At 67.0% G+C, this 25430-nt stretch carries 22 protein-coding genes; 4 read left to right on the top strand and 18 right to left on the bottom strand.

The genetic code is table 11. From position 1 onward, the window contains the following. Positions 1–107 precede the first annotated feature (107 nt). The 13 genes from clsB to WT97_RS05175 form a co-directional block, all read right to left on the bottom strand. Positions 108–1382 carry a cardiolipin synthase ClsB gene (gene clsB, locus WT97_RS05235; RefSeq protein ID WP_059793984.1) on the bottom strand — a complete coding sequence of 425 codons (1275 nt, stop codon included), beginning with the start codon at positions 1380–1382 and terminating at the stop codon, positions 108–110. Next, entirely contained in the window at positions 1379–1873 is a 495-nt protein-coding gene (gene nudB, locus WT97_RS05230; protein WP_059794089.1) for a dihydroneopterin triphosphate diphosphatase, read from the bottom strand. Before nudB ends, clsB begins: the two co-directional genes overlap by 4 nt. 157 nt (positions 1874–2030) lie before the next feature. Beyond that, positions 2031–3833, bottom strand: coding sequence for an aspartate--tRNA ligase (aspS, locus tag WT97_RS05225; RefSeq protein WP_060353091.1), 1803 nt, complete (start codon positions 3831–3833; stop codon positions 2031–2033). 67 nt (positions 3834–3900) lie between these two features. Beyond that, complete coding sequence (locus WT97_RS05220; RefSeq protein WP_012329208.1) at positions 3901–4551, bottom strand: DUF502 domain-containing protein; 651 nt, start codon at positions 4549–4551, stop codon at positions 3901–3903. A 61-nt stretch (positions 4552–4612) separates the two neighbouring features. Further along, the gene (locus WT97_RS05215; protein WP_059504450.1) at positions 4613–4966 is read right to left on the bottom strand and encodes an FmdB family zinc ribbon protein; all 354 of its coding nucleotides are present in this window, start codon (positions 4964–4966) and stop codon (positions 4613–4615) included. A gap of 94 nt (positions 4967–5060) precedes the next feature. Continuing rightward, a complete protein-coding gene (locus tag WT97_RS05210) occupies positions 5061–5687 on the bottom strand; it encodes an SAM-dependent methyltransferase (protein ID WP_059793980.1) in 627 nt (208 codons plus the stop codon). Between the two features lie 17 nt (positions 5688–5704). Next, complete coding sequence (gene ubiB, locus WT97_RS05205) at positions 5705–7282, bottom strand: ubiquinone biosynthesis regulatory protein kinase UbiB (protein WP_059504446.1); 1578 nt, start codon at positions 7280–7282, stop codon at positions 5705–5707. 12 nt (positions 7283–7294) lie between these two features. Next, entirely contained in the window at positions 7295–7921 is a 627-nt protein-coding gene (locus tag WT97_RS05200; protein WP_060353090.1) for an SCP2 domain-containing protein, read from the bottom strand. A gap of 164 nt (positions 7922–8085) precedes the next feature. Continuing rightward, a complete protein-coding gene (locus tag WT97_RS05195; RefSeq protein ID WP_059822864.1) occupies positions 8086–9117 on the bottom strand; it encodes a Tim44 domain-containing protein in 1032 nt (343 codons plus the stop codon). A 41-nt stretch (positions 9118–9158) separates the two neighbouring features. Continuing rightward, on the bottom strand, positions 9159–9890 hold the full coding sequence (gene ubiE, locus WT97_RS05190; RefSeq protein WP_011546189.1) for a bifunctional demethylmenaquinone methyltransferase/2-methoxy-6-polyprenyl-1,4-benzoquinol methylase UbiE: 732 nt from the start codon (positions 9888–9890) through the stop codon (positions 9159–9161). 52 nt (positions 9891–9942) lie between these two features. Continuing rightward, positions 9943–10356 (bottom strand): gamma-butyrobetaine hydroxylase-like domain-containing protein, encoded by a 414-nt coding sequence (locus WT97_RS05185; protein ID WP_034208367.1) that lies wholly within the window; start codon positions 10354–10356, stop codon positions 9943–9945. Beyond that, positions 10353–10796: an HIT family protein gene (locus WT97_RS05180; protein WP_060353116.1), complete on the bottom strand. Its 444-nt coding sequence runs from the start codon at positions 10794–10796 to the stop codon at positions 10353–10355. Before WT97_RS05180 ends, WT97_RS05185 begins: the two co-directional genes overlap by 4 nt. 85 nt (positions 10797–10881) lie before the next feature. Further along, positions 10882–14907: a DUF3683 domain-containing protein gene (locus WT97_RS05175; protein ID WP_060353089.1), complete on the bottom strand. Its 4026-nt coding sequence runs from the start codon at positions 14905–14907 to the stop codon at positions 10882–10884. A gap of 587 nt (positions 14908–15494) precedes the next feature. Between WT97_RS05175 and ilvA the strand changes: the two genes are divergently transcribed. Together ilvA and queF are read left to right on the top strand one after the other, a co-directional pair. After that, the gene (ilvA, locus tag WT97_RS05170; RefSeq protein WP_059504436.1) at positions 15495–17018 is read left to right on the top strand and encodes a threonine ammonia-lyase, biosynthetic; all 1524 of its coding nucleotides are present in this window, start codon (positions 15495–15497) and stop codon (positions 17016–17018) included. Positions 17019–17030: 12 nt separating this feature from the next. Continuing rightward, positions 17031–17855 (top strand): NADPH-dependent 7-cyano-7-deazaguanine reductase QueF, encoded by an 825-nt coding sequence (gene queF, locus WT97_RS05165; RefSeq protein ID WP_059504434.1) that lies wholly within the window; start codon positions 17031–17033, stop codon positions 17853–17855. 238 nt (positions 17856–18093) lie between these two features. On the opposite strand, the gene WT97_RS05160 is transcribed toward queF, so the two are convergent. The 3 genes from WT97_RS05160 to WT97_RS05150 form a co-directional block, all read right to left on the bottom strand. Further along, the gene (locus WT97_RS05160; RefSeq protein ID WP_006497391.1) at positions 18094–18480 is read right to left on the bottom strand and encodes a RidA family protein; all 387 of its coding nucleotides are present in this window, start codon (positions 18478–18480) and stop codon (positions 18094–18096) included. A 125-nt stretch (positions 18481–18605) separates the two neighbouring features. After that, positions 18606–20087 carry an amidohydrolase family protein gene (locus WT97_RS05155; protein WP_059504430.1) on the bottom strand — a complete coding sequence of 494 codons (1482 nt, stop codon included), beginning with the start codon at positions 20085–20087 and terminating at the stop codon, positions 18606–18608. A 2-nt stretch (positions 20088–20089) separates the two neighbouring features. After that, positions 20090–21028 carry a MurR/RpiR family transcriptional regulator gene (locus WT97_RS05150; protein ID WP_059789080.1) on the bottom strand — a complete coding sequence of 313 codons (939 nt, stop codon included), beginning with the start codon at positions 21026–21028 and terminating at the stop codon, positions 20090–20092. Between the two features lie 119 nt (positions 21029–21147). On the opposite strand from WT97_RS05150, the gene WT97_RS05145 reads away from it, so the two are divergent. Both WT97_RS05145 and WT97_RS05140 read left to right on the top strand, forming a co-directional pair. Beyond that, entirely contained in the window at positions 21148–22428 is a 1281-nt protein-coding gene (locus WT97_RS05145; RefSeq protein WP_060353088.1) for an amino acid deaminase, read from the top strand. 158 nt (positions 22429–22586) lie between these two features. Continuing rightward, positions 22587–23168: a DJ-1/PfpI family protein gene (locus WT97_RS05140; RefSeq protein WP_006487930.1), complete on the top strand. Its 582-nt coding sequence runs from the start codon at positions 22587–22589 to the stop codon at positions 23166–23168. Between the two features lie 68 nt (positions 23169–23236). Here the strand turns inward: WT97_RS05140 and WT97_RS05135 are convergent, their stop codons facing one another. Further along, on the bottom strand, positions 23237–23683 hold the full coding sequence (locus WT97_RS05135) for a MarR family winged helix-turn-helix transcriptional regulator (RefSeq protein WP_060032120.1): 447 nt from the start codon (positions 23681–23683) through the stop codon (positions 23237–23239). A 58-nt stretch (positions 23684–23741) separates the two neighbouring features. Then, positions 23742–25337: an MDR family MFS transporter gene (locus WT97_RS05130; protein WP_060353087.1), complete on the bottom strand. Its 1596-nt coding sequence runs from the start codon at positions 25335–25337 to the stop codon at positions 23742–23744. Positions 25338–25430: the final 93 nt, after the last annotated feature.

Below are 25430 nucleotides of genomic sequence, written 5' to 3'. Positions count from 1 at the left end.
AAACCGGTGTCTAACCGAGCCGCTATTTTGCGCGATTCCGGCGGGACCGGAGCGGCTTTTCCGCACGAACGTGCGGACAGATTTTTGAAGCGAATGCTTAGTCTGCGTCAGTCGTAACCGCCGACCGTCAGTGCCTTCATCACGACACGATACGCGGTGTACGCGAGCCAGTTCAGCAATCGCTCGACGCGCGGGCGCGCGGCGTAGCGCGCGGCGTCGATCTCGCGGCCTTCGGCGAACGCAGCGGCGATCGCGTCGCGCAACTGGTTCGTCACTGCATCGTAGCGCACCAGCACGACATTCGCTTCATTGTTCAGCATCAGGCTCAGCGCGTCCAGATTCGACGAGCCGACCGTCGCCCAGTTGTCGTCGATCACGGCGACCTTGCCGTGCAGGATCGTCTTGTCGTATTCGGCGACGCGCACGCCCGCGCGCAGCAGCGTGTGATAGAGGAACGGCACGGCCGTATCGAGCGCCGCGAACTCCTTGCGGCCGATCAGCACCCGCACGTCGACGCCGCGTCGCGCCGCGCCCGTCAGCGCGCGGCGCAGCTTGCGGCCCGGCATGAAATACGGATTCGCGAGCAGGATCCGCTGGCGGGCCTGGCCGATCGCCGCGAGATAGGCCTTCTCGATCGCGCGGCGATTCACGACGTTGTCGCGCGCGACGAACGCGACGCTCGGCTCGGTCACGACCCGGAGCGCGCCGGCCTTGATCCACCGGTGGCTGCGCATCCAGCGCCGGAACATGTCCGGGAACGCTTCGCCGCCGTGCAGCCCCGCCGCGTACTGCGCATAGGGCTTGTGGCCGAACTGGATCCGGTGCCACTGCAGCTCGAATGCGGCGCGCACGTCCGACACCGCGGGGCCGGCCATCTCGACCGCGAAATCCCAGCGCGGAAACGGCAGCGTCGCGCTGCCTTGCGTGTAGTCGTCGACGATGTTGATGCCGCCGCAGAACGCGACCGCATGATCGATCACCGCGAGCTTGCGGTGCGTGCGCGAGAAGCCGAAGCGGCCGAACAGGAAGCGGTTGTAGATGCAGTGCTCAACGCCGGACTCGGCCCACGTGTCGAACAGCGGCAGGCGCGCGGTGCCGATGCCGTCGGTGATCACGCGCACGCGCACGCCGCGCTGCGCCGCGCGGATCAGCGCGTCCGACACCGGGCGACCGGCCTCGTCGTCGCAGAAGATGTAGGTTTCGAGCATCACCTGCTCGCGGGCGGCGTCGATCCGTTCGATGAGCGCCCGGAAGAATTCGCCGCCGGTTTCGCACAGCCGCACCGTATTGCCGGCCGTAAACGCGAGCCGCGACGCGGAGCCGCGCTCCTGCAGGAACATCTGCCGCAATTGCGCGAAGCGCTTGCGGGTTTCCGCATTCATGCGGACGAGCCGTGCGGCGCACGCGCGAGCGCCACGCGCACGGGCAATTGCAGGATCGCTTCGGCGTTCGACGGCGAGAAGCAACGTGCGGCCGCTTCGCGGAACGGCAGCCACGCATGATCGACATGCTCGCGCGGCGACAGCGTCACGTCGATGCGATGCGGTACGCACAGGCCGAACCAGTGCTCGACGTTGCGCGTGACGCCCGGCGCGTAGCGGTGCAGGTATTGCGGATAGATCGTGTATTCGATCCGGTGATGCCAGTCGACGAGCGCGGTGGCCGGCACGTCCGGCGTGCCGATCGCGATGCCGGTCTCCTCCGCCACTTCGCGCGCGGCGGTGACGGCGAGCGGCTCGTCGAGCGCGTCCTTCGAGCCGGTCACCGATTGCCAGAAATCGGGCTGGTCGGCACGCTTGATCACGAGCACATCGAGCTCGGGCGTGTAGATCACGACGAGAACGGATTCGGGGATTTTCGGCGGCTTCGTCATCTTTGTTTCATGCGGCACAGGGCCGTGCATGGACCCGTGCTCCGAACGTGCGGCAAGTGCTGCGACTGTACCGCAAAAAACGAAAAAGGCGCATCGCTGCGCCTTTTTCATCGGTGCCGCGTGGGCGTGACCGCTCACACGACCTGCGAAGAGCACGTTACGCCTTCGGCTGCTCCGGCTGACGCAGACGGATGTGCAGCTCGCGCAGTTGACGCTCGTCGACCGGGCTCGGCGCCTGCGTGAGCAGATCCTGCGCACGCTGCGTCTTCGGGAATGCGATCACGTCGCGGATCGAATCGGCGCCGGCCATCATCGTGACGATGCGGTCGAGACCGAATGCGATACCGCCGTGCGGCGGCGCGCCGTACTGCAGCGCGTCCAGCAGGAAGCCGAACTTCGCCTGCGCTTCCTCGGCGCCGATCTTCAGCGCGCGGAACACCTTGCTCTGCACTTCCTCGCGGTGGATACGCACCGAGCCGCCGCCGATTTCCCAGCCGTTCAGCACCATGTCGTACGCCTTCGCGAGGCAGCGGCCCGGATCGGTCTCGAGGTACTCGAGGTGCTCGTCCTTCGGGCTCGTGAACGGATGGTGCGCGGCGACGTAGCGCGCATCTTCGTCGTCGTACTCGAACATCGGGAAGTCCACGACCCACAGCGGCTTCCAGCCGGCCTGGACGAGACCGTTCGCCTTGCCGAATTCCGAATGGCCGATCTTCAGGCGCAGTGCGCCGAGGCTGTCGTTGACGACCTTCGCGCGGTCGGCCGCGAAGAAGATGATGTCGCCGTCTTCGGCGCTGGTGCGCTCGAGGATCGCCGCGATCGATGCGTCGTGCAGGTTCTTGACGATCGGGCTCTGCAGGCCGTCGCGGCCCTTCGCCTTCTCGTTGACCTTGATCCATGCGAGGCCCTTCGCGCCGTAGATGCGCACGAATTCCGTGTAGCCGTCGATGTCGCCGCGCGACAGCTCGCCGCCCTTCGGCACGCGCAGCGCCGCGACCCGGCCGTCCTTCGCGTTGGCCGGCGTGCTGAACACCTTGAAATCGACGTCCTTCATCGCGTCGGTCAGCTCGGTGAATTCGAGCTGCACGCGCAGGTCCGGCTTGTCCGAACCGAAGCGCGCCATCGCTTCCGAGTACGGCATCACCGGGAATTTCGCGTCGAGCTCGACGTCGATCGTCGTCTTGAAGATATGACGGATCATGTCTTCGAACAGATCGCGAATTTCCTGCTCGCCGAGGAACGACGTCTCGCAGTCGATCTGCGTGAATTCCGGCTGACGGTCGGCGCGCAGGTCCTCGTCGCGGAAGCACTTGGTGATCTGGTAGTAACGGTCGAAGTTCGCGACCATCAGCAACTGCTTGAACAGCTGCGGCGACTGCGGCAACGCGAAGAACTGGCCCGCGTTCACGCGCGACGGCACGAGATAGTCGCGCGCGCCTTCCGGCGTGCTCTTCGTCAGCATCGGCGTTTCGATGTCGATGAAGCCCTGCTCGTCGAGGTACTTGCGCGCCTCGATCGCGACGCGGTAGCGCAGGCGCAGGTTGTGCTGCATCTGCGGGCGGCGCAGGTCGAGCACGCGATGCGTGAGACGCGTCGTTTCCGACAGGTTGTCGTCGTCGAGCTGGAACGGCGGCGTGACCGACGCGTTCAGCACGTTCAGTTCGTGGCACAGCACTTCGATCTTGCCGCTCTTCAGGCCGGCGTTGACCGTGCCCTCCGGACGGTTGCGCACGAGACCCTTGATCTGCACGCAGAACTCGTTGCGCACGCCTTCGGCGGTCGCGAACATCTCGGCGCGATCCGGATCGCACACCACCTGCACGAGGCCTTCACGATCGCGCAGGTCGATGAAGATCACACCGCCGTGATCGCGGCGGCGCTGCACCCAGCCGCACAGCGACACGGTTTGGCCCAGCAGGTGTTCGGTCACGAGACCGCAGTATTCAGTACGCATCGACATGATGTTTGCTTTCGTTCGGTTTGATCAACGGGCGCCGCAACGCGCGGCCCGGGCGATGATTCTTTACTTACAGCGGCGGCTCGACGGGACGGCGGGCGGGCGCCGGAACCGGCGCCGAAGGCGCCACGACGCCCATCGAGACGATGTACTTGAGCGCGGCATCGACCGACATGTCGAGTTCGATGACTTCGCTCTTCGGCAGCATCAGGAAGAAGCCCGACGTCGGGTTCGGCGTCGTGGGCACGTACACGCTCACGTACTCTTCCGTCAGATGGTTGACCACGTCGCCGCCGGGCGTGCCGGTCAGAAACGCGATCGTATACGAGCCGCGGCGCGGGTATTCGATCAGGAGCGCCTTGCGGAACGCATTGCCGCTGCTCGACAGCAGCGTGTCCGATACCTGCTTGACGCTCGTGTAGATCGGCCCGACGACCGGGATGTGACGCACGACCGCGTTCCACCACGTGACGAGCTTCTGGCCGATGAAGTTCTGCGTGGCCAGCCCGACCACGAAGATGAACGCGAGCGTCAGCACCGCGCCGATCCCCGGCAGATGGAAGCCGAGCATCCGCTCGGGCTGCCACGATTCGGGCAGCAGGAGCAGCGTCTGGTCCATCGTGCCGATGATGAGGCCGAGCACCCACAGCGTGATCGCGAGCGGGACGAGAACCAGCAGGCCGGTCAGGAACACCGTTTTCAGGGTCGTCTTTTTCATCATCTGCCGTCAATGAACCGCGCCGGAAGCGCGGGTTGGTCGCGACCCGGCCGGGCCGCGACGGTCAACTGCCGGCGGCGGGCGTCGCGGCCGGAGCCGGCGCGGCGCTCGTCGTCGTGGTGCTGCCCGAACCGCTCGCCGCAGCAGGCGCGGCCGCGGCAGGTGCGGCTTGCGCCGCGGGCGCTGCCGGCGCCGCGTCGCCCGACGCCGTCGCCGGTGCGCTGGCGCCGCCCGAGCCGCCGCGGAAATCGGTGACATACCACCCCGAGCCCTTCAACTGGAAACCGGCGGCGGTCACCTGTTTGCGAAAAGTATCCTTCCCGCATTCAGGGCATTGCGACAGCGGCGCGTCGCTCATCTTCTGGAGCACGTCCTTCGCGAAACCGCACGCTTCGCATCGATAGGCGTAGATCGGCATGATATTTTCCCGCAGAAACTGGAAACGGCTTGCAAAACCTTGAATTATAGCCGAAACCCCGGCGCGCTCCGGCAATGGTCGCGGCGCCCGCGCATCAGCGGCGACGCCACGTGAGCCAGCGCTCGTGCCCGTCGAACACGGCCAGCGAATCGGTCACCGGCAAATCCTCGACCAGCTCGAAGTGCGGCGCGAGCAACGCGTCGAGTTCCGCTCTCTCGATCCCGAATGGCGGCCCCTTCGGTTTCGCCACCAGGAAGAAATAACCGGCCAGCAATCCGTCCGCGGGCAGCAGCTCGGCCATCCGCGCCGCATAGCCGGCGCGCAGGCTCGGCGGCAACGCGCACAGGAACGCACGCTCATACACCCACTGCACGTCGAACGGCGGACGGTACTGAAAGAAATCGGCCTGTTCGACGACGCCCGCATGCGCGCCGAGCTGCGCCTTCGCAGCAGCGACCGCCTGCGCGGCGAAATCGATCGCACGCACCGGCCAGCCGGCTTGCGCGAGCCATCCGGCCTCCTGCGCGCTGCCGCAGCCGGGAATCAGCACCGCGCACGGCTCGAGCCGATGCGCGAACACGCGGAACCCGTCCGGCACGCCGCCGAATTCCCACGGCGTCACGCCGCGTTCGAAGCGCTCGTTCCAGAACGACGCGCTGCCCGGGTCGCTCGTCGCGAATTCGGCGGCCGACGGTGCGGCCGGTTGCTTCGGATCGGACATCGCCGTGCTCCTTTCGATCAAGCGCCGTACGCGAGCGCGAGCAGCACGCGCGCGACGAGCGCGCCGACGCCGACGGCCAGGCCGAAGACCAGTAACGCCTGCAGCAGCCGGTTCGTCCGTTTCTGCTCGACGAGGATCTGGCGCATCAACTCCTCGCTCGCGGCGCGCGGCGCGTCGTGGCGGGCGGCCATCGCATGGTGGATCAGGCGCGGCAGTTGCGGCAGCGTCTTGCTCCACTGCGGCGCCTCGACCTTGAACCGCTCGTACCAGCCGCGCAGGCCGATCTGCTCGGTCATCCAGCGCTCGAGATACGGCTTCGCGGTCTTCCACAGGTCGAGCTCGGGGTCGAGCGAGCGGCCGAGCCCTTCGACGTTCAGCATCGTCTTCTGCAGCAGAACGAGCTGCGGCTGGATCTCGACGTTGAAGCGGCGCGACGTCGAGAACAGGCGCATCAGCACCTGGCCGAGCGAGATGTCCTTCAGCGCGCGGTCGAAATACGGCTCGCACACCGCGCGGATCGCGCTTTCGAGCTCCTCGACGCGCGTCTCGGGCGGCACCCAGCCCGATTCGAGGTGGAGCGTCGCGACGCGGTGGTAGTCGCGCTTGAAGAACGCGAGGAAGTTCTGCGCGAGGTAATTCTTGTCGAAATCGGACAGCGCGCCAACGATCCCGAAATCGAGCGCGATATAGCGGCCGAACGTCTCCGGATCGAGGCTCACCTGGATGTTGCCGGGGTGCATGTCCGCATGGAAAAAGCCGTCGCGGAACACCTGCGTGAAGAAGATCTCGACGCCCTCGCGCGCGAGCTTCTTGATGTCGACGCCAGCCGAGCGCAACGTCTCGACCTGGCTGATCGGCACGCCCGTCATGCGCTCCATCACGAGCACCTGCGACGTCGAGAAATCCCAGAACATCTCGGGCACGAGCAGCAGGTCGAGGCCCGCGAAGTTGCGACGCAACTGGCTGCCGTTGGCGGCCTCGCGCATCAGGTCGAGCTCGTCGTGCAGGTACTTGTCGAATTCGGCGACGACCTCGCGCGGCTTCAGGCGCCGGCCGTCGGCCCACATGCGCTCGGTCCACGTCGCGATGTCGCGCATCAGCGCGAGGTCGGAATCGATCACCGGCAGCATGTTCGGGCGCAGCACCTTGACGGCGACGGCCTTGCCAGCATGTGTGCCCTGCTTCAGCTTCGCAAAATGCACCTGCGCGATCGATGCGCTCGCGATCGGCTCGCGCTCGAATTCGTCGAACAGCTCGTCGACCGGCGCACCGAGCGACTTCTCGATGATCGCGATCGCGACCGCCGAATCGAACGGCGGCACCTGGTCCTGCAGCTTCGCGAGCTCATTCGCGAAATCGACCGACAGCAGGTCGCGGCGCGTGGACAGCACCTGGCCGAACTTCACGAAGATCGGACCGAGGCTTTCGAGCGCGTGGCGCAGCCGCACGGCGGGCGGATCGGAGTAGCGGCGGCCGATCGTCGTGATCCGCAACAGCAGCTTCACGCGCCGGTCGTCGATCCGGGACAGCATCACTTCGTCGAGACCGAAGCGGATGACGGTGTAGACAATCTTGATGAAACGGAAAATGCGCATGCCCTGCGGCCCTCAGTGCGCGCCGCGCGGGCCGGAACCCGTGCGCGCGCCGATTTTTTGTTCGAGTCGCTCGACCCGCTTTTCGACCCGCGCGAGCGCATCGCGTGCGCGCGCCAGTTCGGCGTCGAAGCCGCCGAGCGACGCGCGCCGGACGACTTGCGGGTTCTCGTCGAGCCAGTATTCGGCGACGGAATCGAGCACGTTGCGGCCGGTGCGGCGTGCGCGCGCGCCGGCGTCGCGCACGACCGTCGCGATCCGGTGCGCCGCCACGTCGCCGACCAGCTTCGCGAGATCTTCTTCCGGTTCCCAGCGCAGGTGCTCGGCCAGCTTCGCGATCTGCGTCGCGAACTCCGCGTCGCCTTCGATCTTCACGTGCTTCATCACGGCCGCCTGGCCGCCCTGCAGAAATGCGGCGACCGTGTCGCCGGCCAGCGCGATCGACACGTCGACCCGTTGCGCATCGCGCGCGTCGACGGCCGACAGATAGCCGTCGGGCTGCACCAGCAGCGTGAGCGTGACGGGAGACACGTCGATCCGGGCAGTCTTGCCCGCATAGGGAATCAGGCGATCGCGCGCCCATGATTCGCGCGCGAGCAAGTGATTGACGGCAGCAGCAAAAGGCTTGGCGGCAAAGGTCATCGGGCTGGGAAAGAAAAAACCCGCGCAGGCCGGGCGCCCACGCGGGTTTCTATTGTAACGTCGGATCGGCGGCAGACCGTGCCTGACCGTACAGCCGGGCGGCAAGCGGCCGCAGTGCGACGGCCGTCGCCCGGGTGCCCGGCGGCGCGGGCCGCCGGCCACGCTCAGTGCGTGTTGATCTGCTGGATACCCGCGAGCAGCCAGCCCTGACCGCCCGACTTCGACAGGTTCCACACCTCATCGAACGGCGCGGCCGACGTATTCGCCGATTCGCGGATCAGGCCGTGGAAGCGCACGCTCGCCGACTGCTCGATGCCGCGATCCTCGATCGCGACCAATTCCGCGTCGAGCTGCACGACATCGGTCTGGTTCGCGTCGTTGCCGCGCGAATCGAGGTCGATCTTGATCTCGGCGAACATTTCGGGCGTCGTGAACTCGCGGATGTCGGCCAGGTTGCCCTGGTCCCATGCCGCCTGCAGGCGTACGAAATAGACTTTCGCGCTGCGCAGGAACGCTTCGGTGTCGAAGCCGGCCGGCACCTGCAGCGGCGCCGCTGCCGCCGCGGCCGCGCCGGCGGCCGCCGCACCGCCGCCGAACACGCCCTGCGCTTCGTTCGCGTAGCTGCTGCCGCTACCCGCGTAGTTGCTGCCGGTGTTGCCCTGCTGGAACGACGGGCTTTGCGCGTAGCCGCCGGACGACGATGCGGCACCGCCGACCGAATACGCCGGCTCCTGCGGACGACGCCGGTTCATGAACTTGCGGATCAGCCAGATGCCGACCATCGCGAGCAACGCGATCACGATGACGTTCGCCATCATGCTCGCGAATGCGCCGCCGAGGCCGAAGTGCGACAGCAGCGCCGCGATGCCGAGGCCGGCCGCGAGACCGGCGATCGGCCCGAGCCAGCGCGAGCGGTTGGGCTGCGCGGCCGGCGCGGGCGCAGCCGGGTTGGCACGCTGCGCCTGCGACGGCGCGGCCTGCTGCATCGGCTGCTGCGCGGGCGGCGTGGCCTGGCGCTGCGTGACGGTGGAATTCTGGCGGCCGATGCTGCGCCCGCCGCCCATGCGCCGGGCTTCGGCGTCGAGCGATGCGAACGTGCCGGCCGTGAGCAGGCCGACCATCAGCAGCGTGCCGACCCGTCGAGCCCACGGCTTCGACGGTTTGCTACGGTTGAACAACGAACGCGATTCGGACATCAGCTTCTCCAGATGTAAGGCGAATGTATGGAAAGAACCCCTTAGTACTTGGTTCCGAGGTGTAAAGCTACCACGCCACCTGACAAATTGTAATATTTGACGGCGTCGAGGCCCGCTTGTTCCATCATCGTCTTCAGCGTGTCCTGATCGGGGTGCATCCGGATAGATTCAGCAAGATACCGATAACTTTCAGCATCTTTCGCGAACTTGTCGCCAAGCCACGGTAATACTTTGAAAGAATACAGATCGTACGCTTTTTTCAGCGGATCCCAGACTTTCGAGAATTCCAGCACCATCACGCGGCCGCCGGGCTTCGTCACGCGGCGCATCTCGGCCAGCGCGGCATCCTTGTGCGTCATGTTGCGCAGCCCGAACGCAACGGTGACCACGTCGAAATAGTTGTCCGGAAAGGGAATTTTCTCGGCGTCGCACAGCAGCGACGGCGTCACGATACCCTTGTCGAGCAGCCGGTCGCGGCCGACGCGCAGCATCGATTCGTTGATGTCGGTATGCCAGACCTCGCCCGTCGGCCCGGCCGCCTTCGCGAACGACTTGGTCAGGTCGCCGGTGCCGGCCGCGATGTCGAGCACCTTGAAGCCGGGGCGCACGTTCGCCTGCGCGATCGTGAACGCCTTCCACGCGCGGTGCATGCCCGCCGACATCAGGTCGTTCATCAGATCGTAGTTGCTCGCGACCGAATGAAACACACCCGCCACTTTCTTCGCTTTTTCGTTTTCCTCGACGCTTTCGAAGCCGAAGTGGGTTTTGCTCATCGCGTTGATCCTCAGTAAATGCCAAGACGGCGCCGAGCGGGCGCCGTCGATTTCAGTGGCAGTGGCCGTGCGGCGCGCCGGCCGCCTGCATCGGCGCGTCGCGCTCGACGCCCGCCGCCTTCAGTTTGTCGAAATAGTCGCGCCACAGCGCGTCCTGCCGCGTCGCCAGTTCGTACAGCAGGTCCCACGAATAGATGCCGGTCGAATGGCCGTCGGAGAACGTCGGCTGCAGCGCGTAGTTGCCTACGCCTTCGAGCGCGGTGATCGTCACTTCGCGCTTGCCGGTCTGCAACGTCTCCTGGCCGGGCCCGTGGCCACGCACCTCGGCCGACGGCGAATACACGCGCATCAGCTCGAACGGAATCCGGTAACTCTCGCCGTTCGGGTACTGCAATTCGAGCACGCGCGATACCGCGTGCACGACGACGCCGGACGGAATCGGCGTCGTGGAAGTCAAACCGCTCATGGCTGCCTCGAATCGGTCATGCGTTGAATTTCCTCGCGCACCGCATTGTGCAGCAGCGAGGCCTGCGCCGCGCGCGAGCGCAGGAGCGCCTCGGACACGCTGCGCTGGCGCGGCGCCCACACGGGCTGCGGGAAATGGGCATCGTTGGAAAAGCGCGGAATCACGTGCCAGTGCACGTGCGGCACCATGTTGCCGAGGCTCGCGAGATTCACCTTGTTCGGCTGCATCACGCGGCGCACGGCCCGCTCGACCGCGTAGACCACGCGCATCAGATGTGCCCGCTCGGGCTCGCCGAGATCGGAGAACTCGGCCACGTGCGCGCCCCAGATCACCCGGCAGAAGCCCGGGTAGTCGTGCTCGCCCGTCGCGAGCACGACGCGCAGCGCATCGTCCTGCCAGAGCACCTCGCCGCCGTCTTCACGGCAAAACACGCATTCCATCGTCGCTCCCATGTGGACCGGCGCCGGCATGGCTGCGCCGGCGCCCGCTCATTTCCGGCCCGGTCGGGCGGTCGTCATGCCCGCATTAGACCAGCACGCGCTCGATCCCGCCATGGTTCGCCCGTGCGACATAATCGGCCATCCAGTTCTCGCCGAGCACCTGGCGCGCGATTTCGACCACGATGTAGTCGGCTTCGAGGTTCGCATCCTCGTTGTAGCGCGACAGGCCTTGCAGGCACGACGGGCAGCTCGTCAGGATCTTCACGTCCGGCCCGTTCGCCCCCGCGGCGGCCGGCGCCGGCGCATCGCCCGCCACCACCGGAATCGCGCGCAGCTTCGCCGCGCCCTTGCGGATCTCCTCTTCCTTGCGGAAGCGCACCTGCGTGGACACGTCCGGGCGCGTGACCGCGAGCGTGCCCGACTCGCCGCAGCAGCGGTCGTTCTTCTCGATCTTGTAGCCGTCCTTCTCCGAGCCCATCAGCTCGTTGACGAGCTTGACCGGATCCATCGTCTTGATCGGCGTGTGGCACGGGTCGTGATACATGTAGCGCGTGCCCGTCACGCCGTCGAGCTTCATCCCCTTCTCGAGCAGGAACTCGTGGATGTCGATGATCCGGCAGCCCGGGAAGATCTTGTCGAACTCATACCCCGCGAGCTGGTCGTAGCACGTGCCGCACGACACGACCACCGTCTTGATGTCCAGGTAGTTCAGCGTGTTCGCGACCCGGTGGAACAGCACGCGGTTGTCCGTGACGATCTTCTCGGCCTTGTCGTACTGGCCCGAGCCGCGCTGCGGATAGCCGCAGCACAGGTAGCCCGGCGGCAGCACCGTCTGCACGCCGGCTTCCCACAGCATCGCCTGCGTGGCCAGCCCCACCTGCGAGAACAGCCGCTCCGAGCCGCAGCCCGGGAAGTAGAACACCGCTTCCGAATCGACGGTCGTCGACTTCGGGTTGCGGATGATCGGCACGATCTTGTTGTCCTCGATGTCCAGCAGCGCGCGCGCCGTCTTCTTCGGCAGGTTGCCCGGCATCTTCTTGTTGACGAAGTGGATCACCTGCTCGACCGCGGGCGGCTTGCCGGTGGTCGCCGGCGGGTGCTGCGTCTGCTTCGTCACGACCTTCTTCAGCATGTCGTTCGCGAAGCGCTGCACCTTGTAGCCCACGCCCATCATCACGCCGCGCGCGAGGTTGATCGTCTGCGGATTGGTCGCGTTCAGGAAGAACATGCCCGCCGCATTGCCGGCGTTGAACTTCTTCTTGCCCATCTTGCGCAACAGGTTGCGCATGTTCATCGTGACGTCGCCGAAGTCGATCTTCACCGGGCACGGCGTCGCGCACTTGTGGCACACCGTGCAGTGATCGGCCACGTCGTTGAACTCGTCCCAGTGCTTGATCGACACGCCGCGGCGCGTCTGCTCCTCGTACAGGAACGCCTCGACCAGCAACGACGTCGCGAGGATCTTGTTGCGCGGGCTGTACAGCAGGTTCGCGCGCGGCACGTGGGTCGCGCACACCGGCTTGCACTTGCCGCAGCGCAGGCAGTCCTTCACCGAATCGGCGATCGCGCCGATGTCGGACTGCTGCATGATCAGCGACTCGTAGCCCATCAGTCCGAAGCTGGGCGTGTACGCGTTGCGCAGATCGGCGCCGTCGAGCAGCTTGCCCTTGTTGAAGCGGCCGTTCGGGTCGACGCGCTGCTTGTATGCGCGGAATTCGGCGATCTCGTCGTCGGTCAGGAACTCGAGCTTCGTGATGCCGATCCCGTGTTCGCCGGAAATCACGCCGTCGAGCGAGCGCGCGAGCGTCATGATGCGGGCCACCGACGCGTGCGCGTCCTGCAGCATCTCGTAGTTGTCGGAGTTGACCGGGATGTTCGTGTGGACGTTGCCGTCGCCCGCATGCATGTGCAGCGCGACGAACACACGGCCGCGCAGCACGCGCTTGTGGATCGCCTGCGCTTCGTCGAGGATCGGCTTGAACGCGCCGCCGTTGAAGATCGCGCGCAGTTCCGCGCGGATCTCCTGCTTCCACGAGATGCGCACCGTGCGGTCCTGCGTGACGTGGAACAGCGTCGCGCCCGGCTGCTCGTCCGCGCGATCCGCGAATTTCTCGGCGAGCGCTTCGTAGCCGAGCTGCACCAGGTAGTGCTGCGCCTCGCGCAGCGGCTGGTCGAGCCGGTCGCGCACGAACTCCCAGCGCGCCCGCACGCGCTTGAGCAGCTCGAGCGCCTGCTGCACGCGATCCTCGAGCAGTTCCGCGCTCGGGATCTCGTTCGCGTCGTCGGTCTTGCCGAGCGGCAGGTTGCCGCCGCGGAAGAACGCCTCGAGCGCGTCGACCAGCTGCAGCTTGTTCTTCAGCGACAGCTCGATGTTGATCCGCTCGATGCCGTCGGTGTACTCGCCCATCCGGTTCAGCGGGATGACGACGTCCTCGTTGATCTTGAACGCGTTCGTGTGCTTCGCGATCGCGGCCGTGCGGCTGCGGTCGAGCCAGAAGCGCTTGCGCGCCTCCGCGCTGACCGCGACGAAGCCTTCGCCGCTCTTGCCGTTCGCCATCCGGATCACTTCGGACGTCGCCTGTGCGACCGCATCGGCATCGTCGCCGACGATGTCGCCGATCAGCACCATCTTCGGGAACGCGTTGCGCTTGCTCTTGGTCGCATAGCCGACCGCGCGCAGGTAGCGCTCGTCGAGGTGCTCGAGGCCCGCGAGAATCGCGCCGCCCTGCTTCGACGTCTCGAACAGGTAGTCCTTGATCTCGACGATGCTCGGAATCGCCTCGCGCGCCTGGCCGAAGAATTCCAGGCACACGGTGCGCGTGTGCGCGGGCATCTTGTGCAGCACCCAGCGCGCGGACGTGATGAGCCCGTCGCAGCCTTCCTTCTGCACGCCCGGCAGGCCGGCGAGGAACTTGTCGGTCACGTCCTTGCCGAGCCCTTCCTTGCGAAAGCGCCGGCCTTCGATCTCGAGCATCTCGGTGCGCAGCAGCTTCTCGCCCGGCGCATACGCGCCGTCGAACCACTTCAGCTCGAAACGCGCGACCGCGATATCGTGGATCTTGCCCAGGTTGTGCTCGTGGCGCGTGACTTCCAGCCAGTTGCCGTCCGGGTCGACCATCCGCCACCACGCCAGGTTGTCGAGCGCGGTGCCCCACAGCACGGCCTTCTTGCCGCCCGCGTTCATCGCGACGTTGCCGCCGATGCACGATGCGTCGAGCGAGGTCGGATCGACCGCGAACACGTAGCCGGCCGCCTCCGCCGCCTCGGTCACGCGGCGCGTGACGACGCCCGCGCCGGAGAAGATCGTCGGCACCTTGTGCGCGACGCCCGGCAGTTCGGTCAGCTCGACCGCGCCGAGCTGTTCGAGCTTCTCGGTGTTGATCACCGCGGAGAACGGCGTGAGCGGCACTGCGCCGCCCGTGTAGCCGGTACCGCCACCGCGCGGGATCACCGTCAGGCCGAGCTCGAAGCACGCCTTGATCAGTGCCGCGATCTCGGCTTCGGTATCGGGCGTCAGCACGACGAACGGGTATTCGACGCGCCAGTCGGTCGCGTCGGTCACGTGCGACACGCGCGACAGCCCGTCGAAGCGGATGTTGTCCTTCTGCGTGCAGCGGCCGAGCGCCTTGGTCGCGCGGCGGCGCAGCTCGGCCATCTTGTCGAATTCGTCCGCGAACTCGTCGACCGCGCGCTGCGCGGCCGTCTCCAGCATCTCGACGCGCGATGCGCGTTCGCGGCCGGCGTCGTCGCGATGCTCGGTGAGATCCGCACTGCGGCGCTTGCCGATCTCGGTCAGGCGGTGGTTCAGCGCCTCGATCAGCAACGCGCGGCGCTTCGGGTTGTCGAGCAGGTCGTCCTGCAGGTACGGGTTGCGACGCACGACCCAGATGTCGCCGAGCACTTCATACAGCATCCGTGCCGAGCGGCCCGTGCGGCGCTCGGCACGCAGCTCGTCGAGCACCGACCACGCCTCCTCGCCGAGCAGGCGGATCACGATCTCGCGATCCGAGAAGGACGTGTAGTTGTAGGGAATCTCGCGCAAGCGGGGCGCGGGGTCGGCGGCGACGGCGGCGGCCGCGCCATGCGGATCGAAAACTTGTGGTGCGTTCATGTTCGGACGACTCGGAGGGCCGATACCCCGTGCACGGGCGTCGGCAAGCGCGTGGGCGCAATCTTGGGGAAATCTGTTCTGGTTACCAGGCGCGTGGCTGTCCTTCATGGGGCCGGAGCGGGCGACTCGCCCCTCCTGGCCGGCGACAGGGCCTGGCGGCACTCGGAATCATCAGCACGATCGCGCGCGGCGCGCATGCCGTTCGGCCGCGGGGCTGGCTGCGCGCGGCGTCGGCTTCAACGGTGCGATCCGAGGGTGCCTCTGCATCTTCCGAATCCTTGATTCAAAACGGAATTCTAACCCATGATCGGGCCGCCCGTGACACGCCGGACAGGTCGTGGGGCTATCGCCGCGCGCCGCGCCGGGCGGGGTTGCGCGCGGTTTCATGCGATCATTCGCCGTCCGTCCGGTCGGTAACCGTGCGGTTAAACCGGTAAAAAGCGGGTGCCCGACGGCGCGAATGCGTTGCCCGCACGCGCGCACGACCGCCGACGGCCGCCCGCCCGGCATGCCGCTTGCATGCGGGCGGACCCTTGGCGCTATCATTAACCCTTTACCGTCTGCATCCGCACTGCACGCGAGCGCCCATGGCATCCCACGATTACCTGAAGAAAATCCTCACCGCGCGCGTCTACGACGTCGCGCTCGAGACGGAACTCGAACCGGCCCGCAACCTGTCGGCCCGGCTGCGCAACGCCGTTTACCTGAAGCGCGAGGACAACCAGCCGGTGTTCTCGTTCAAGCTGCGCGGCGCGTACAACAAGATGGCGCACATTCCGGCGGACGCGCTCGCGCGCGGCGTGATTACCGCGTCGGCCGGCAACCACGCGCAGGGCGTCGCGTTCTCGGCGGCGCGGATGGGTGTCAAGGCTGTGATCGTCGTGCCCGTCACGACGCCGCAGGTGAAGGTCGACGCGGTGCGCGCGCACGGCGGCCCGAGCGTCGAGGTGATCCAGGCAGGCGAATCGTACAGCGATGCGTACGCGCACGCGATCAAGGTCCAGCAGGAGCGCGACCTCACGTTCGTCCACCCGTTCGACGATCCGTACGTGATCGCAGGCCAGGGCACGATCGCGATGGAGATCCTGCGCCAGCACCAGGGCCCGATCCACGCGATCTTCGTGCCGATCGGCGGCGGCGGGCTCGCCTCCGGCGTCGCCGCGTACGTGAAGGCGGTGCGCCCGGAGATCAAGGTGATCGGCGTGCAGGCCGAGGATTCGTGCGCGATGGCGCAGTCGCTCGACGCGGGCGAGCGCATCGAGCTGAGCGAAGTCGGCCTGTTCGCGGACGGCACCGCGGTGAAGCTCGTCGGCGAGGAAACTTTCCGGCTGTGCCGCGAGTTCCTCGACGGCGTCGTGACGGTCAACACCGACGCGCTGTGCGCGGCGATCAAGGACGTGTTCCAGGACACGCGCAGCGTGCTCGAGCCGTCCGGCGCGCTCGCGGTCGCGGGCGCGAAGCTGTACGCGGAACGCGAAGGCATCGAGAACCGGACGCTCGTCGCGGTCACGTCCGGCGCGAACATGAACTTCGACCGGATGCGCTTCGTCGCCGAGCGCGCGGAAGTGGGCGAGGCACGCGAAGCCGTGTTCGCGGTCACGATCCCCGAGGAACGCGGCAGCTTCAAGCGCTTCTGCTCGCTGGTCGGCGATCGCAACGTCACCGAGTTCAACTACCGGATCGCCGATGCGCAATCCGCGCACATCTTCGTCGGCGTGCAGATCCGCCGTCGCGACGAATCGGCGGAGATCGCCGCGAACTTCGAATCGCACGGCTTCAAGAGCGTCGACCTGACGCACGACGAGCTGTCGAAGGAACACATCCGCTACATGGTCGGCGGCCGCTCGCCGCTCGCGCTCGACGAACGCCTGTTCCGCTTCGAATTCCCCGAGCGGCCGGGCGCGCTGATGAAGTTCCTGTCGTCGATGGCGCCGGACTGGAACATCAGCCTGTTCCACTACCGCAATCAGGGCGCGGACTACAGCTCGATCCTCGTCGGGCTGCAGGTGCCGCAGGCCGATCGCGCCGAGTTCGAACGCTTCCTCGCGGCGCTCGGCTATCCGTATGTCGAAGAGAGCGCCAACCCGGCGTACCGCCTCTTCCTGTCGTAAAGGCGTCACACGATGAATCCCGAACATTCCCCGCTCGGCAAGGCCACCGTCTACGCGACGCAGTACGACGCGTCGCTGCTGTTCCCGATCCCGCGCGCCGGCGCGCGCGAGCAGCTCGGCATCACGTCGGCGCTGCCGTTCTTCGGCACCGACATCTGGAACGCGTACGAACTGTCGTGGCTCAACGCGCGCGGCAAGCCGCAGGTCGCGATCGCGACGTTCTACGTGCCCGCCGAATCGCCGAACATCGTCGAATCGAAGTCGTTCAAGCTGTATCTCGGTTCGTTCGCGCAGTCGAAGTTCGACTCGATCGACGCGGTGCGCGACGTACTGAAGCGCGACGTGTCGGCAGCATGCGGCGCGAGCGTATCGGTGCAACTGGTGCCGGCGCACGATTTCCGCAAGCTGGAGATGGACGAGCTCGACGGGCTGTCGCTCGACCGGCTCGATCTCGACACCGACGTGTACGAACCGGATCCGTCGCTGCTGTCGGCCGCCGAGGACGAAGCGCCCGTCGAGGAGACGCTCGTGTCCGACCTGCTGCGCTCGAACTGCCCGGTCACGGGCCAGCCCGACTGGGGCAGCGTGCAGATCCATTATGTCGGACCGCAGATCGACCATGCGGGACTGCTGCGCTACATCATCTCGTTTCGCAATCACACGGGCTTTCACGAGCAATGCGTCGAGCGGATCTTCCTCGACATCCTGCATGCGTGCAAACCGGTGAAGCTCGCGGTGTATGCGCGCTATACGCGCCGCGGCGGGCTCGACATCAACCCGTTCCGCACGAACTACAACCAGCCGATGCCGGACAACGCGCGGACGGCGCGGCAGTAAATGAAGTGGCGCTGGCGGGCATTTCGCGGCCCGCCAATGCCGACTCGCATCGGCCACACGCAAGGCTGCGGCAATCTTCCGACAAGATTCGCGATTAGCCGATGCGAGGCGTGGATTTGCGTTGTTCTTTGCGCAGGAAAGGCGATAAATCAGAAATCCATCGAAAGCGCCTCAACGCAACGGGGCCGGCGCACATCCATGCGCCGGCCCCGTTGCACAACGAACCGCCCTCGCCGCGTTACTTCGCCGGCGCCTTGTAAGCGATGCAATCGACCTCGACCTTGCAGTCGATGACCATGCTCGACTGCACGCACGCGCGCGCCGGCGGGTTCTCGCCGAAATACGAGATGAACACCTTGTTGAACGACGCGAAATCGCGCGCGTCGTCGAGCCACACGCCGCAGCGCACGACGTGCTCGAGGCCGTAGCCGGCTTCCTTCAGGATCGCGATCACGTTCTCGATCGCCTGCTTCGACTGCGTGACGATCCCGCCTTCGACGACCTCGCCGTTCACCATCGGCGTCTGGCCCGACACGTATAGCCAGCCGTCTGCCTCCACCGCCCGCGCGAACGGCATCACCTGGCCGCCAGTCCCCTTCGCTTCGCCTACGCCATATCGCTTCATCGTTTCACTCCTCGTTTGTCGACCCGAGTTGGCGCTTCGGCGCCTACTCCGGTCCCATGCAACGCTCGGTTGCGGATGCGCGCGCCGGCTGCTGCGGCGCGCATGGAAGATCGGAATGCGAGCGTTCAGAACGCCGCATCGGCACTGGCCGGCACGCGCTCGCCGCGCGCGACGAAACCGCCCGCGCGCTCGCCGGTCGGCTGGCCGTTTTCATAAGTCAGCACGCCGTTCACCCACACGGCGTCGATCCCGTGCGCGGGCTGTTGCGGCTTGTCGAACGTCGCGGCGTCGATCACGCGCGCCGGATCGAACAGCACGAGATCGGCGTGGTAGCCGACGTGCACCTCGCCGCGGCGCGCGAGCCCGAAGCGGCGCGCGGACAGCGACGTCATCTTGCGGATCGCCTCCTCGAGCGGCAGCAGGTTCGTGTCGCGCACGTAGTGGCCGAGCACGCGCGGGAACGCGCCCCACAACCGCGGATGCGGCAGCGGATCGTTCGGCAGCCCGTCGGAGCCGACCATCGTCGCCGGATGCGACAGGATCCGGCGCACGTCGTCCTCGGACATGTTGTGGTACACGGCGCCCGCCGGGCGAATGCGCTGCGCGGCCTCCTGCTCGGTCACGCCCCAGTCGGCCGCGATCGCCTTCAGCAGCTTGCCCGCGACTTCCGGGTGCGGCTCCGACCACGTGATCGTGATGTCGATATCGCCCGTCACCTGCTTCAGGTCGAGCGTCGACGAACTGCGGCTGTACGGATAGCAGTCGCAGCCGACCGGCTGGTAGCGGCGCGCACCGTCGAGCGACGCGAGCACCTCGGTGCTGCGCCCCCAGTTCGACGGGCCCGCGCATTTCAGGTGCGAGATCACGACCGGCACCTGCGCGTGGCGGCCGACGCGATAGGCCTCGTCCATCGCATCGAGGATCGCGTCGAATTCGGTGCGCATGTGCGTCGTGTACAGCGCGCCGGCCTTGGCGAGCGGCTCGGCGAGCGCCATCACTTCCTCGGTCGGCGCGGCGAACGCGGAGCCGTATGCGAGACCCGACGACAGGCCGAGCGCGCCGTTCGCGAGCGCCTCCTCGAGCTGCGCGCGCATGCCGGCGATCTCGCCATCGGTCGCCGCACGGTCGAGGCGGTCCATCTGGTTGTTGCGCAGCGCCGTATGGCCGACGAGCGCCGCGACGTTTACGGCCGGGCGCGCATCGTTCACGGCCGCGACGTAAGCGGCGAAGCTCGGGTACCGGAACGCGCCGCGCTCGCCGAGCAGGTTCATCGGGTCGGGCGGATCGCCCGCGAGCGTCACCGGCGCGGCGCTGATCCCGCAGTTGCCGACGATCACGGTCGTCACGCCCTGCGAGATCTTCGGAATCATCTCCGGCGCGCGGATCACGTGCGTGTCGTCGTGCGTGTGCACGTCGACGAAACCCGGCGCCAGCGCACGGCCGTTCGCGTCGACGACGGTCTCGGCGAGCCAGTTCGACAGGTTGCCGATCGCCGCGATCAGGCCGTTGCGGATCGCGACGTCACGCGTGACGGGCGGTGCGCCGGTGCCGTCGTACAGTTGCGCGCCGACGATCAGCGTATCGGCCGCTTCGGGATGCGAATGCATGGTCAGTCTCCTACCGGTTGACGGTCTCCGCCGCCGCGGTGCGCATCGAGCGCGTGCTTGATGCGGCGCAGCGATTCTCGGCCCGCATCGCCGAGCCGCAATGCGACGCCGGTGACGAGCACGTCGATCGCCATCATCATCGCGTAGCGCGATGTCGAAGGCTTGTAAATGAAATCGGTTTCGAATGCGACGACGGGAATCAGATGGTCGGCGAGCGTCGCGAGCGGCGACGCCGGCGCGGTGATCGCGATCAGCTTCGCGCCGTAGCGCTTCGCGAGCCGGCAGCTCTCGAGCAGCTCGGGCACGCGCCCGCTCACCGACAACGCGACGACGACGGTGTCGCCCGCCAGCGTCGCGGCCACCATCCGCTGCAGCAGGCTGTCCTGGTAGCTCGCGACCGGCCGGCCGAACCGCACGAGCCGGAAGCGCAGCTCGTCGGCAAGGGCGGTCGAGCCGCCGCCCTGCCCGTACACGTAGGTCATTTTCGCGCCGGCGAGCAAGTCGGCCGCCGCGTCGAACGACGTGTTGCGCAGCAGCTGGTGGTTGTGCGCGAGCGCCACGCGAATCTCGTCGTAGACCATCGACGCGGGGCTCGTGTCGTCGGCCAGCGCGTCGTCGGACGGCACCAGAAAGCGCTGGCCGACGGCCGCCGCCTGCGCGACGAGCACCTTCAGCTCGCGCACGTCGCGGCAGCCGACGGCCTTCGCGAAACGCGTGACCGTCGCGACGCTGACCTCCGCGTCGCGTGCGAGCGCGCCGATACTCGCATGCGCGGCGCGCGCCAGATCGGCGAGGATGAACGCGGCGACCTTGCGCTCGGCTTCGCGCAACTCGGGCGCGCATTCGGCGATCCGCGCGACGATGTCGAGGACCGGCGGGGCAGCCTGAGCCGGATGGGGCTCGGCCGCGGGCGAAGCGGACGGGGAAGCAGGCGTATTCATCGGCGGAAAAGGGTGCGAAGCCGGATGTTATTAAATAACATCACCGCGCCGATGCTACTTTCTGTACCATCTGCATGTCAACTTCAGTGCAATGCATAGTGATGATGGAGCGGGATGACATGAAAGTTACAAACTATCAGGAAGCGACGATCGATCCGTTCGGCAAGGGCCTGGGCAATCTGCCGAGCGCGAGCGTGCCGCTCGGCGACGCGGGCCGGCTCGAATGGAACCTGCTCGCGGAAGACGTCAGCCTGCCGGCCGCCGTGCTTTACGCGGATCGCGTCGAGCACAACCTGAACTGGATGCAGGCGTTCGTACAGAAATACGGCGTCAAGTTCGCGCCGCACGGCAAGACGACGATGGCGCCGCAACTGTTCCGCCGCCAGCTCGACGCCGGCGCGTGGGGCATCACGCTCGCGACCGCGCACCAGACGCAGGCCGCGTATCACGGCGGCGTGCGGCGCGTGCTGCTCGCGAACCAGCTGATCGGCCGCCAGAACATGACGATCATCGCGGGGCTGCTGTCCGATCCCGATTTCGAATTCTTCTGTCTCGTCGATTCCGCGGACAGCGTCGATCAGCTCGGCCGCTTCTTCGGCGACGCGAAGAAATCGCTGAACGTGCTGATCGAGCTCGGCGTGCTGGGCGGCCGCGCGGGCGTACGCGACGCCGCGCAACGCGAGGCCGTGCTGGCCGCGATCGCGCGCTATCCGGACACGCTGAAGCTGGCCGGCATCGAACTCTATGAAGGCGTGCTGAAAGAGGAAGGCGAGATCCGCGCATTCCTGCAGCAGGCAGTCGCGCTCACGCGCGAGCTGGCCGAAGCCGGTCGCTTCGCGCGCACGCCGGCGATCCTGTCCGGCGCCGGTTCGGCGTGGTACGACGTGGTCGCGGAAGAATTCAAGAAGGCGTCCGACGCGGGCTTCGCGGAAGTCGTGCTGCGGCCGGGCTGCTACCTGACGCACGATGTCGGCATCTACAAGAAGGCACAGACCGACGTGTTCGCGCGCAATCCGATCGCCCGCTCGATGGGCGAAGGGCTGCTGCCGGCGCTGCAGCTGTGGGCGTACGTGCAGTCGGTGCCGGAGCAGGATCGTGCGATCGTCGCACTCGGCAAGCGCGATGCGGCGTTCGACGCGGGCCTGCCCGAGCCGGCGCGCCACTTCCGTCCGGGCCGCGACACCGCGCCGCGCGACGTCGCCGCCGCCGAAGGCTGGGCCGTCACCGGGATGATGGATCAGCACGCGTACCTGCAGATTCCGCCGGGCGCGGACGTGAAGGTCGGCGACATGGTCGCGTTCGACATCTCGCATCCGTGCCTGACGTTCGACAAATGGCGCCAGGTGCTCGTGCTCGATCCGCAATTCCGCGTGACGGAAGTCGTCGAAACCTTCTTCTGACGCACGCCGCGCGCGGCGCCGCCCTGCCGCTCCGTGCGGGGCGGCCGTCACGCGCGCTTCAATCTGCCGGAGTACACTGCGCTTTCGTCCTCGGGGCCCGTCGTCGCCGTCGTGCACGGCGCGACCGGGCCTTCAACGCTGCTTCACTGGAGAAAGCCATGGCCGCGAAGAAGATCCTGTTCCTGACCGGCGATTTCGCCGAAGACTACGAAACGATGGTGCCGTTCCAGGCGCTGCAGGCCGTCGGCCACCACGTCGACGCAGTCTGCCCGGGCAAGCGCGCGGGCGACAAGATCAAGACCGCGATCCACGATTTCGAGGGTGACCAGACCTACACCGAGAAGCCCGGCCATCAGTTCACGCTGAATGCGGCGTTCGACGACGTCGATGCGGCGCGCTACGACGCGCTCGCGATCGCGGGCGGCCGTGCGCCGGAGTACCTGCGACTCGATCCGAAGGTGATCTCGCTCGTGCGCGAGTTCGCCGAAGCCGGCAAGCCGATCGCGGCGATCTGCCACGCGGCGCAACTGCTCGCGGCCGCCGACGTGATCCGCGGCAAGCGCATTTCGGCGTACCCGGCCTGCGCGCCGGAGGTGAAGCTCGCGGGCGGCGAATACGCGGACATCCCGGTCGACGCGGCCGTGACCGACGCGCCGTTCGTCACCGCGCCCGCGTGGCCCGCGCATCCGGCGTGGCTTGCGCAGTTCCTCGCGCTGCTCGGCACGCGCATCGAACTGTAAACCTGCACTCGATCGGAAGGAAACGAAGCGGCGGCCGGCGGCACTGACGTGCCGCCCGGCGCCGCACGTCAACGCACGACCGGCGTCGACCCGACGTCCGCGATCCGCGATTCCAGCATCGCGAGCGCCCCCGACAGCGCATTGAGCACGTCGTCCGGCAGTTGCGCCATCGTCTGTTCGAGAAACGCCTTGCGGCGCGGCAGGCAGGCATCGAACGCCGCGCGGCCTGCGTCCGTCAGCGTGACGTTGGTCACGCGGTTGTCGCGCGCGTCCGATTCGCGCTTGATCCAGCCGAGCGCGTCGAGCGACTTCAGCTGGCGCGTGAGTGCGCCCGGATCGATGCGCAGCACTTCGACGAGCTTCTTCTGCGACGAATGCCCGTCCATCGTGTGCAGCGCGACCATGATGCGCCAGCGCGGCATCGGTTGCCCGACGTGCGCTTCGAACGCGGTCATGAACGCGCGATACGTGCGTCCGAATTGCTGCAAGATCGCGACGCGGTCCTGTTCTTCCATGCGCTGATTTCGTTCCGGTGAATCGTTGAGTCGTCGAATCGCTCGATCGCCCGATCGGTCAATCGGCCGCGACGTGCGGTTCGATCTTGCGCCGCAGCGCGATCGGCGGCACGCGGCGGCACTGCCATACCGACACCACGGCGACGACGGCCGCCATCGCGACACCCAGGTGAATCGCGCCGACCAGCGATTCGCGGGCCGCTTCCAGCAGCAGCGCGCCATTATGCCCGGCACGCGTCAATTCCGCGACGAGACCGCCCTGCGCCGCGCGATCGATCAGGATCTGCGGATCGGCGAGCCGCGCGTGCCACTGCATCGCGTGGTCGGCCGACAGCGCGCTGCGCACGCCGCTCGAATACATCTGGTTGACGAGCGTGCCCGTGAGCGCGGTGCCGAGCATCCCGCCGACCATCCGCAGCGACTGCAGCAGCGCCGTCGCGATGCCGAGGTGCTCGCGGCCGGCCGTCTGCTGCGCGAACACGGTGAGGTTCGGCAGCACGAAGCCGAGCCCGATGCCGCCCGCGACCATCAGCGCCATCAGCACCCAGGCCGGCGTCGTGTGGGTCGCCACGACGACGCCCGCGCATGCGAGCGCGAACAGCACGAAGCCGACGTGCAGCATCGTGTTCGGATGACGGATGCGCGTGACGACGCGGCCGTTCATGATGCTGCCGATCGTGATGAACACGACGAGCGGCGTGATCACGAGCCCGGCCTCCTTCGGCGACATCCCGAAGCCGCCCTGGAACAGCAGCGGCGCGTAGAACAGCAGCGAGAACATCGAGAAACCGGCGAGGATCGCGAGCACGAACAGCGCCGACAGCGCGCGATTGCCGAACATGTCGAACGGCAGGATCGGCTGCGCGCAGCGCTTCTCCCAGTGCCACAGGCCGACGCCGGCCGCGACCGCGACGACGAGCAGCAGCGACGCCCAGCTCGCGACGCCGTACTTCGGCAGCCATTCGACGAACAGTTGCAGCGCGCCGAGCGACAGCGCGATCAGCAGCGCGCCCGGCCAGTCGAGCCGCATCTTGCGATCGTGCTCGACGTGGCGCAGGTGCGGCAGGTAGCGCCACACGAAGATCAGCGACAGGATGCCGATCGGCAAGTTCACGTAGAACACGGAGCGCCAGCCGAACGACTGGGTCAGAAATCCGCCGAGAGACGGGCCGACCGCGTTCGCGATGCCGAACGCGGAGCTCATCAGCACCTGCCAGCGCAGCCGCACGACGGAATCGGGGAACAGGTCGGGAATGCATGCGAACGCGGTGCCGACCAGCATCCCGCCGCCGATGCCCTGCAGCCCGCGCGCGAGCACGAGGTACAGCATGTCGTTGGCCATCCCGCAGAGCACCGACGCACCGGTGAACACGACGATCGACGCGATCACGAACGGCTTGCGGCCGTAATAGTCGCCGAGCCGGCCGAAGATCGGCACCGTGATTACGGAACTGAGCAGGTACGAGGTCGCGACCCACGCGTACAGGTCGAAGCCGCGAAGTTCGGCGACGATGGTCGGCAGCGCGGTGCCGACGACCGTCTGGTCCAGCGCGACCAGCATGGTGACGAACGAGATCCCGATCATCGCCAGCAGCGATTCGCGGAACGGCAGGACTTGCCCGCTCGAATGGTGGGCGGCAGTATGGACGGCCATTTTTTGTCGATGCAACTTTTGCCGAGTCAAATTATCTCAAAATTGTAGCATGCCGGAGTAATCTAGGCCGGCGATGGTTCAGGGCCTCGTTCA

Source organism: Burkholderia sp. MSMB1459WGS (assembly GCF_001534535.1).
In the GTDB taxonomy this organism is placed as follows: domain Bacteria; phylum Pseudomonadota; class Gammaproteobacteria; order Burkholderiales; family Burkholderiaceae; genus Burkholderia.
The sequence above is the reverse complement of the archived record's forward strand: the minus strand, read 5'-3'. Positions and strand labels throughout refer to the sequence as shown.

What these genes read in the sequence shown, in the direction of transcription:
- clsB (WP_059793984.1), bottom strand. Translation starts at nt 1,382, where the DNA reads ATGAATGCGGAAACCCGCAAGCGCTTCGCGCAATTGCGGCAGATGTTC.
- nudB (WP_059794089.1), bottom strand. Translation starts at nt 1,873, where the DNA reads ATGACGAAGCCGCCGAAAATCCCCGAATCCGTTCTCGTCGTGATCTAC.
- aspS (WP_060353091.1), bottom strand. Translation starts at nt 3,833, where the DNA reads ATGTCGATGCGTACTGAATACTGCGGTCTCGTGACCGAACACCTGCTG.
- WT97_RS05220 (WP_012329208.1), bottom strand. Translation starts at nt 4,551, where the DNA reads ATGATGAAAAAGACGACCCTGAAAACGGTGTTCCTGACCGGCCTGCTG.
- WT97_RS05215 (WP_059504450.1), bottom strand. Translation starts at nt 4,966, where the DNA reads ATGCCGATCTACGCCTATCGATGCGAAGCGTGCGGTTTCGCGAAGGAC.
- WT97_RS05210 (WP_059793980.1), bottom strand. Translation starts at nt 5,687, where the DNA reads ATGTCCGATCCGAAGCAACCGGCCGCACCGTCGGCCGCCGAATTCGCG.
- ubiB (WP_059504446.1), bottom strand. Translation starts at nt 7,282, where the DNA reads ATGCGCATTTTCCGTTTCATCAAGATTGTCTACACCGTCATCCGCTTC.
- WT97_RS05200 (WP_060353090.1), bottom strand. Translation starts at nt 7,921, where the DNA reads ATGACCTTTGCCGCCAAGCCTTTTGCTGCTGCCGTCAATCACTTGCTC.
- WT97_RS05195 (WP_059822864.1), bottom strand. Translation starts at nt 9,117, where the DNA reads ATGTCCGAATCGCGTTCGTTGTTCAACCGTAGCAAACCGTCGAAGCCG.
- ubiE (WP_011546189.1), bottom strand. Translation starts at nt 9,890, where the DNA reads ATGAGCAAAACCCACTTCGGCTTCGAAAGCGTCGAGGAAAACGAAAAA.
- WT97_RS05185 (WP_034208367.1), bottom strand. Translation starts at nt 10,356, where the DNA reads ATGAGCGGTTTGACTTCCACGACGCCGATTCCGTCCGGCGTCGTCGTG.
- WT97_RS05180 (WP_060353116.1), bottom strand. Translation starts at nt 10,796, where the DNA reads ATGGAATGCGTGTTTTGCCGTGAAGACGGCGGCGAGGTGCTCTGGCAG.
- WT97_RS05175 (WP_060353089.1), bottom strand. Translation starts at nt 14,907, where the DNA reads ATGAACGCACCACAAGTTTTCGATCCGCATGGCGCGGCCGCCGCCGTC.
- ilvA (WP_059504436.1), top strand. Translation starts at nt 15,495, where the DNA reads ATGGCATCCCACGATTACCTGAAGAAAATCCTCACCGCGCGCGTCTAC.
- queF (WP_059504434.1), top strand. Translation starts at nt 17,031, where the DNA reads ATGAATCCCGAACATTCCCCGCTCGGCAAGGCCACCGTCTACGCGACG.
- WT97_RS05160 (WP_006497391.1), bottom strand. Translation starts at nt 18,480, where the DNA reads ATGAAGCGATATGGCGTAGGCGAAGCGAAGGGGACTGGCGGCCAGGTG.
- WT97_RS05155 (WP_059504430.1), bottom strand. Translation starts at nt 20,087, where the DNA reads ATGCATTCGCATCCCGAAGCGGCCGATACGCTGATCGTCGGCGCGCAA.
- WT97_RS05150 (WP_059789080.1), bottom strand. Translation starts at nt 21,028, where the DNA reads ATGAATACGCCTGCTTCCCCGTCCGCTTCGCCCGCGGCCGAGCCCCAT.
- WT97_RS05145 (WP_060353088.1), top strand. Translation starts at nt 21,148, where the DNA reads ATGAAAGTTACAAACTATCAGGAAGCGACGATCGATCCGTTCGGCAAG.
- WT97_RS05140 (WP_006487930.1), top strand. Translation starts at nt 22,587, where the DNA reads ATGGCCGCGAAGAAGATCCTGTTCCTGACCGGCGATTTCGCCGAAGAC.
- WT97_RS05135 (WP_060032120.1), bottom strand. Translation starts at nt 23,683, where the DNA reads ATGGAAGAACAGGACCGCGTCGCGATCTTGCAGCAATTCGGACGCACG.
- WT97_RS05130 (WP_060353087.1), bottom strand. Translation starts at nt 25,337, where the DNA reads ATGGCCGTCCATACTGCCGCCCACCATTCGAGCGGGCAAGTCCTGCCG.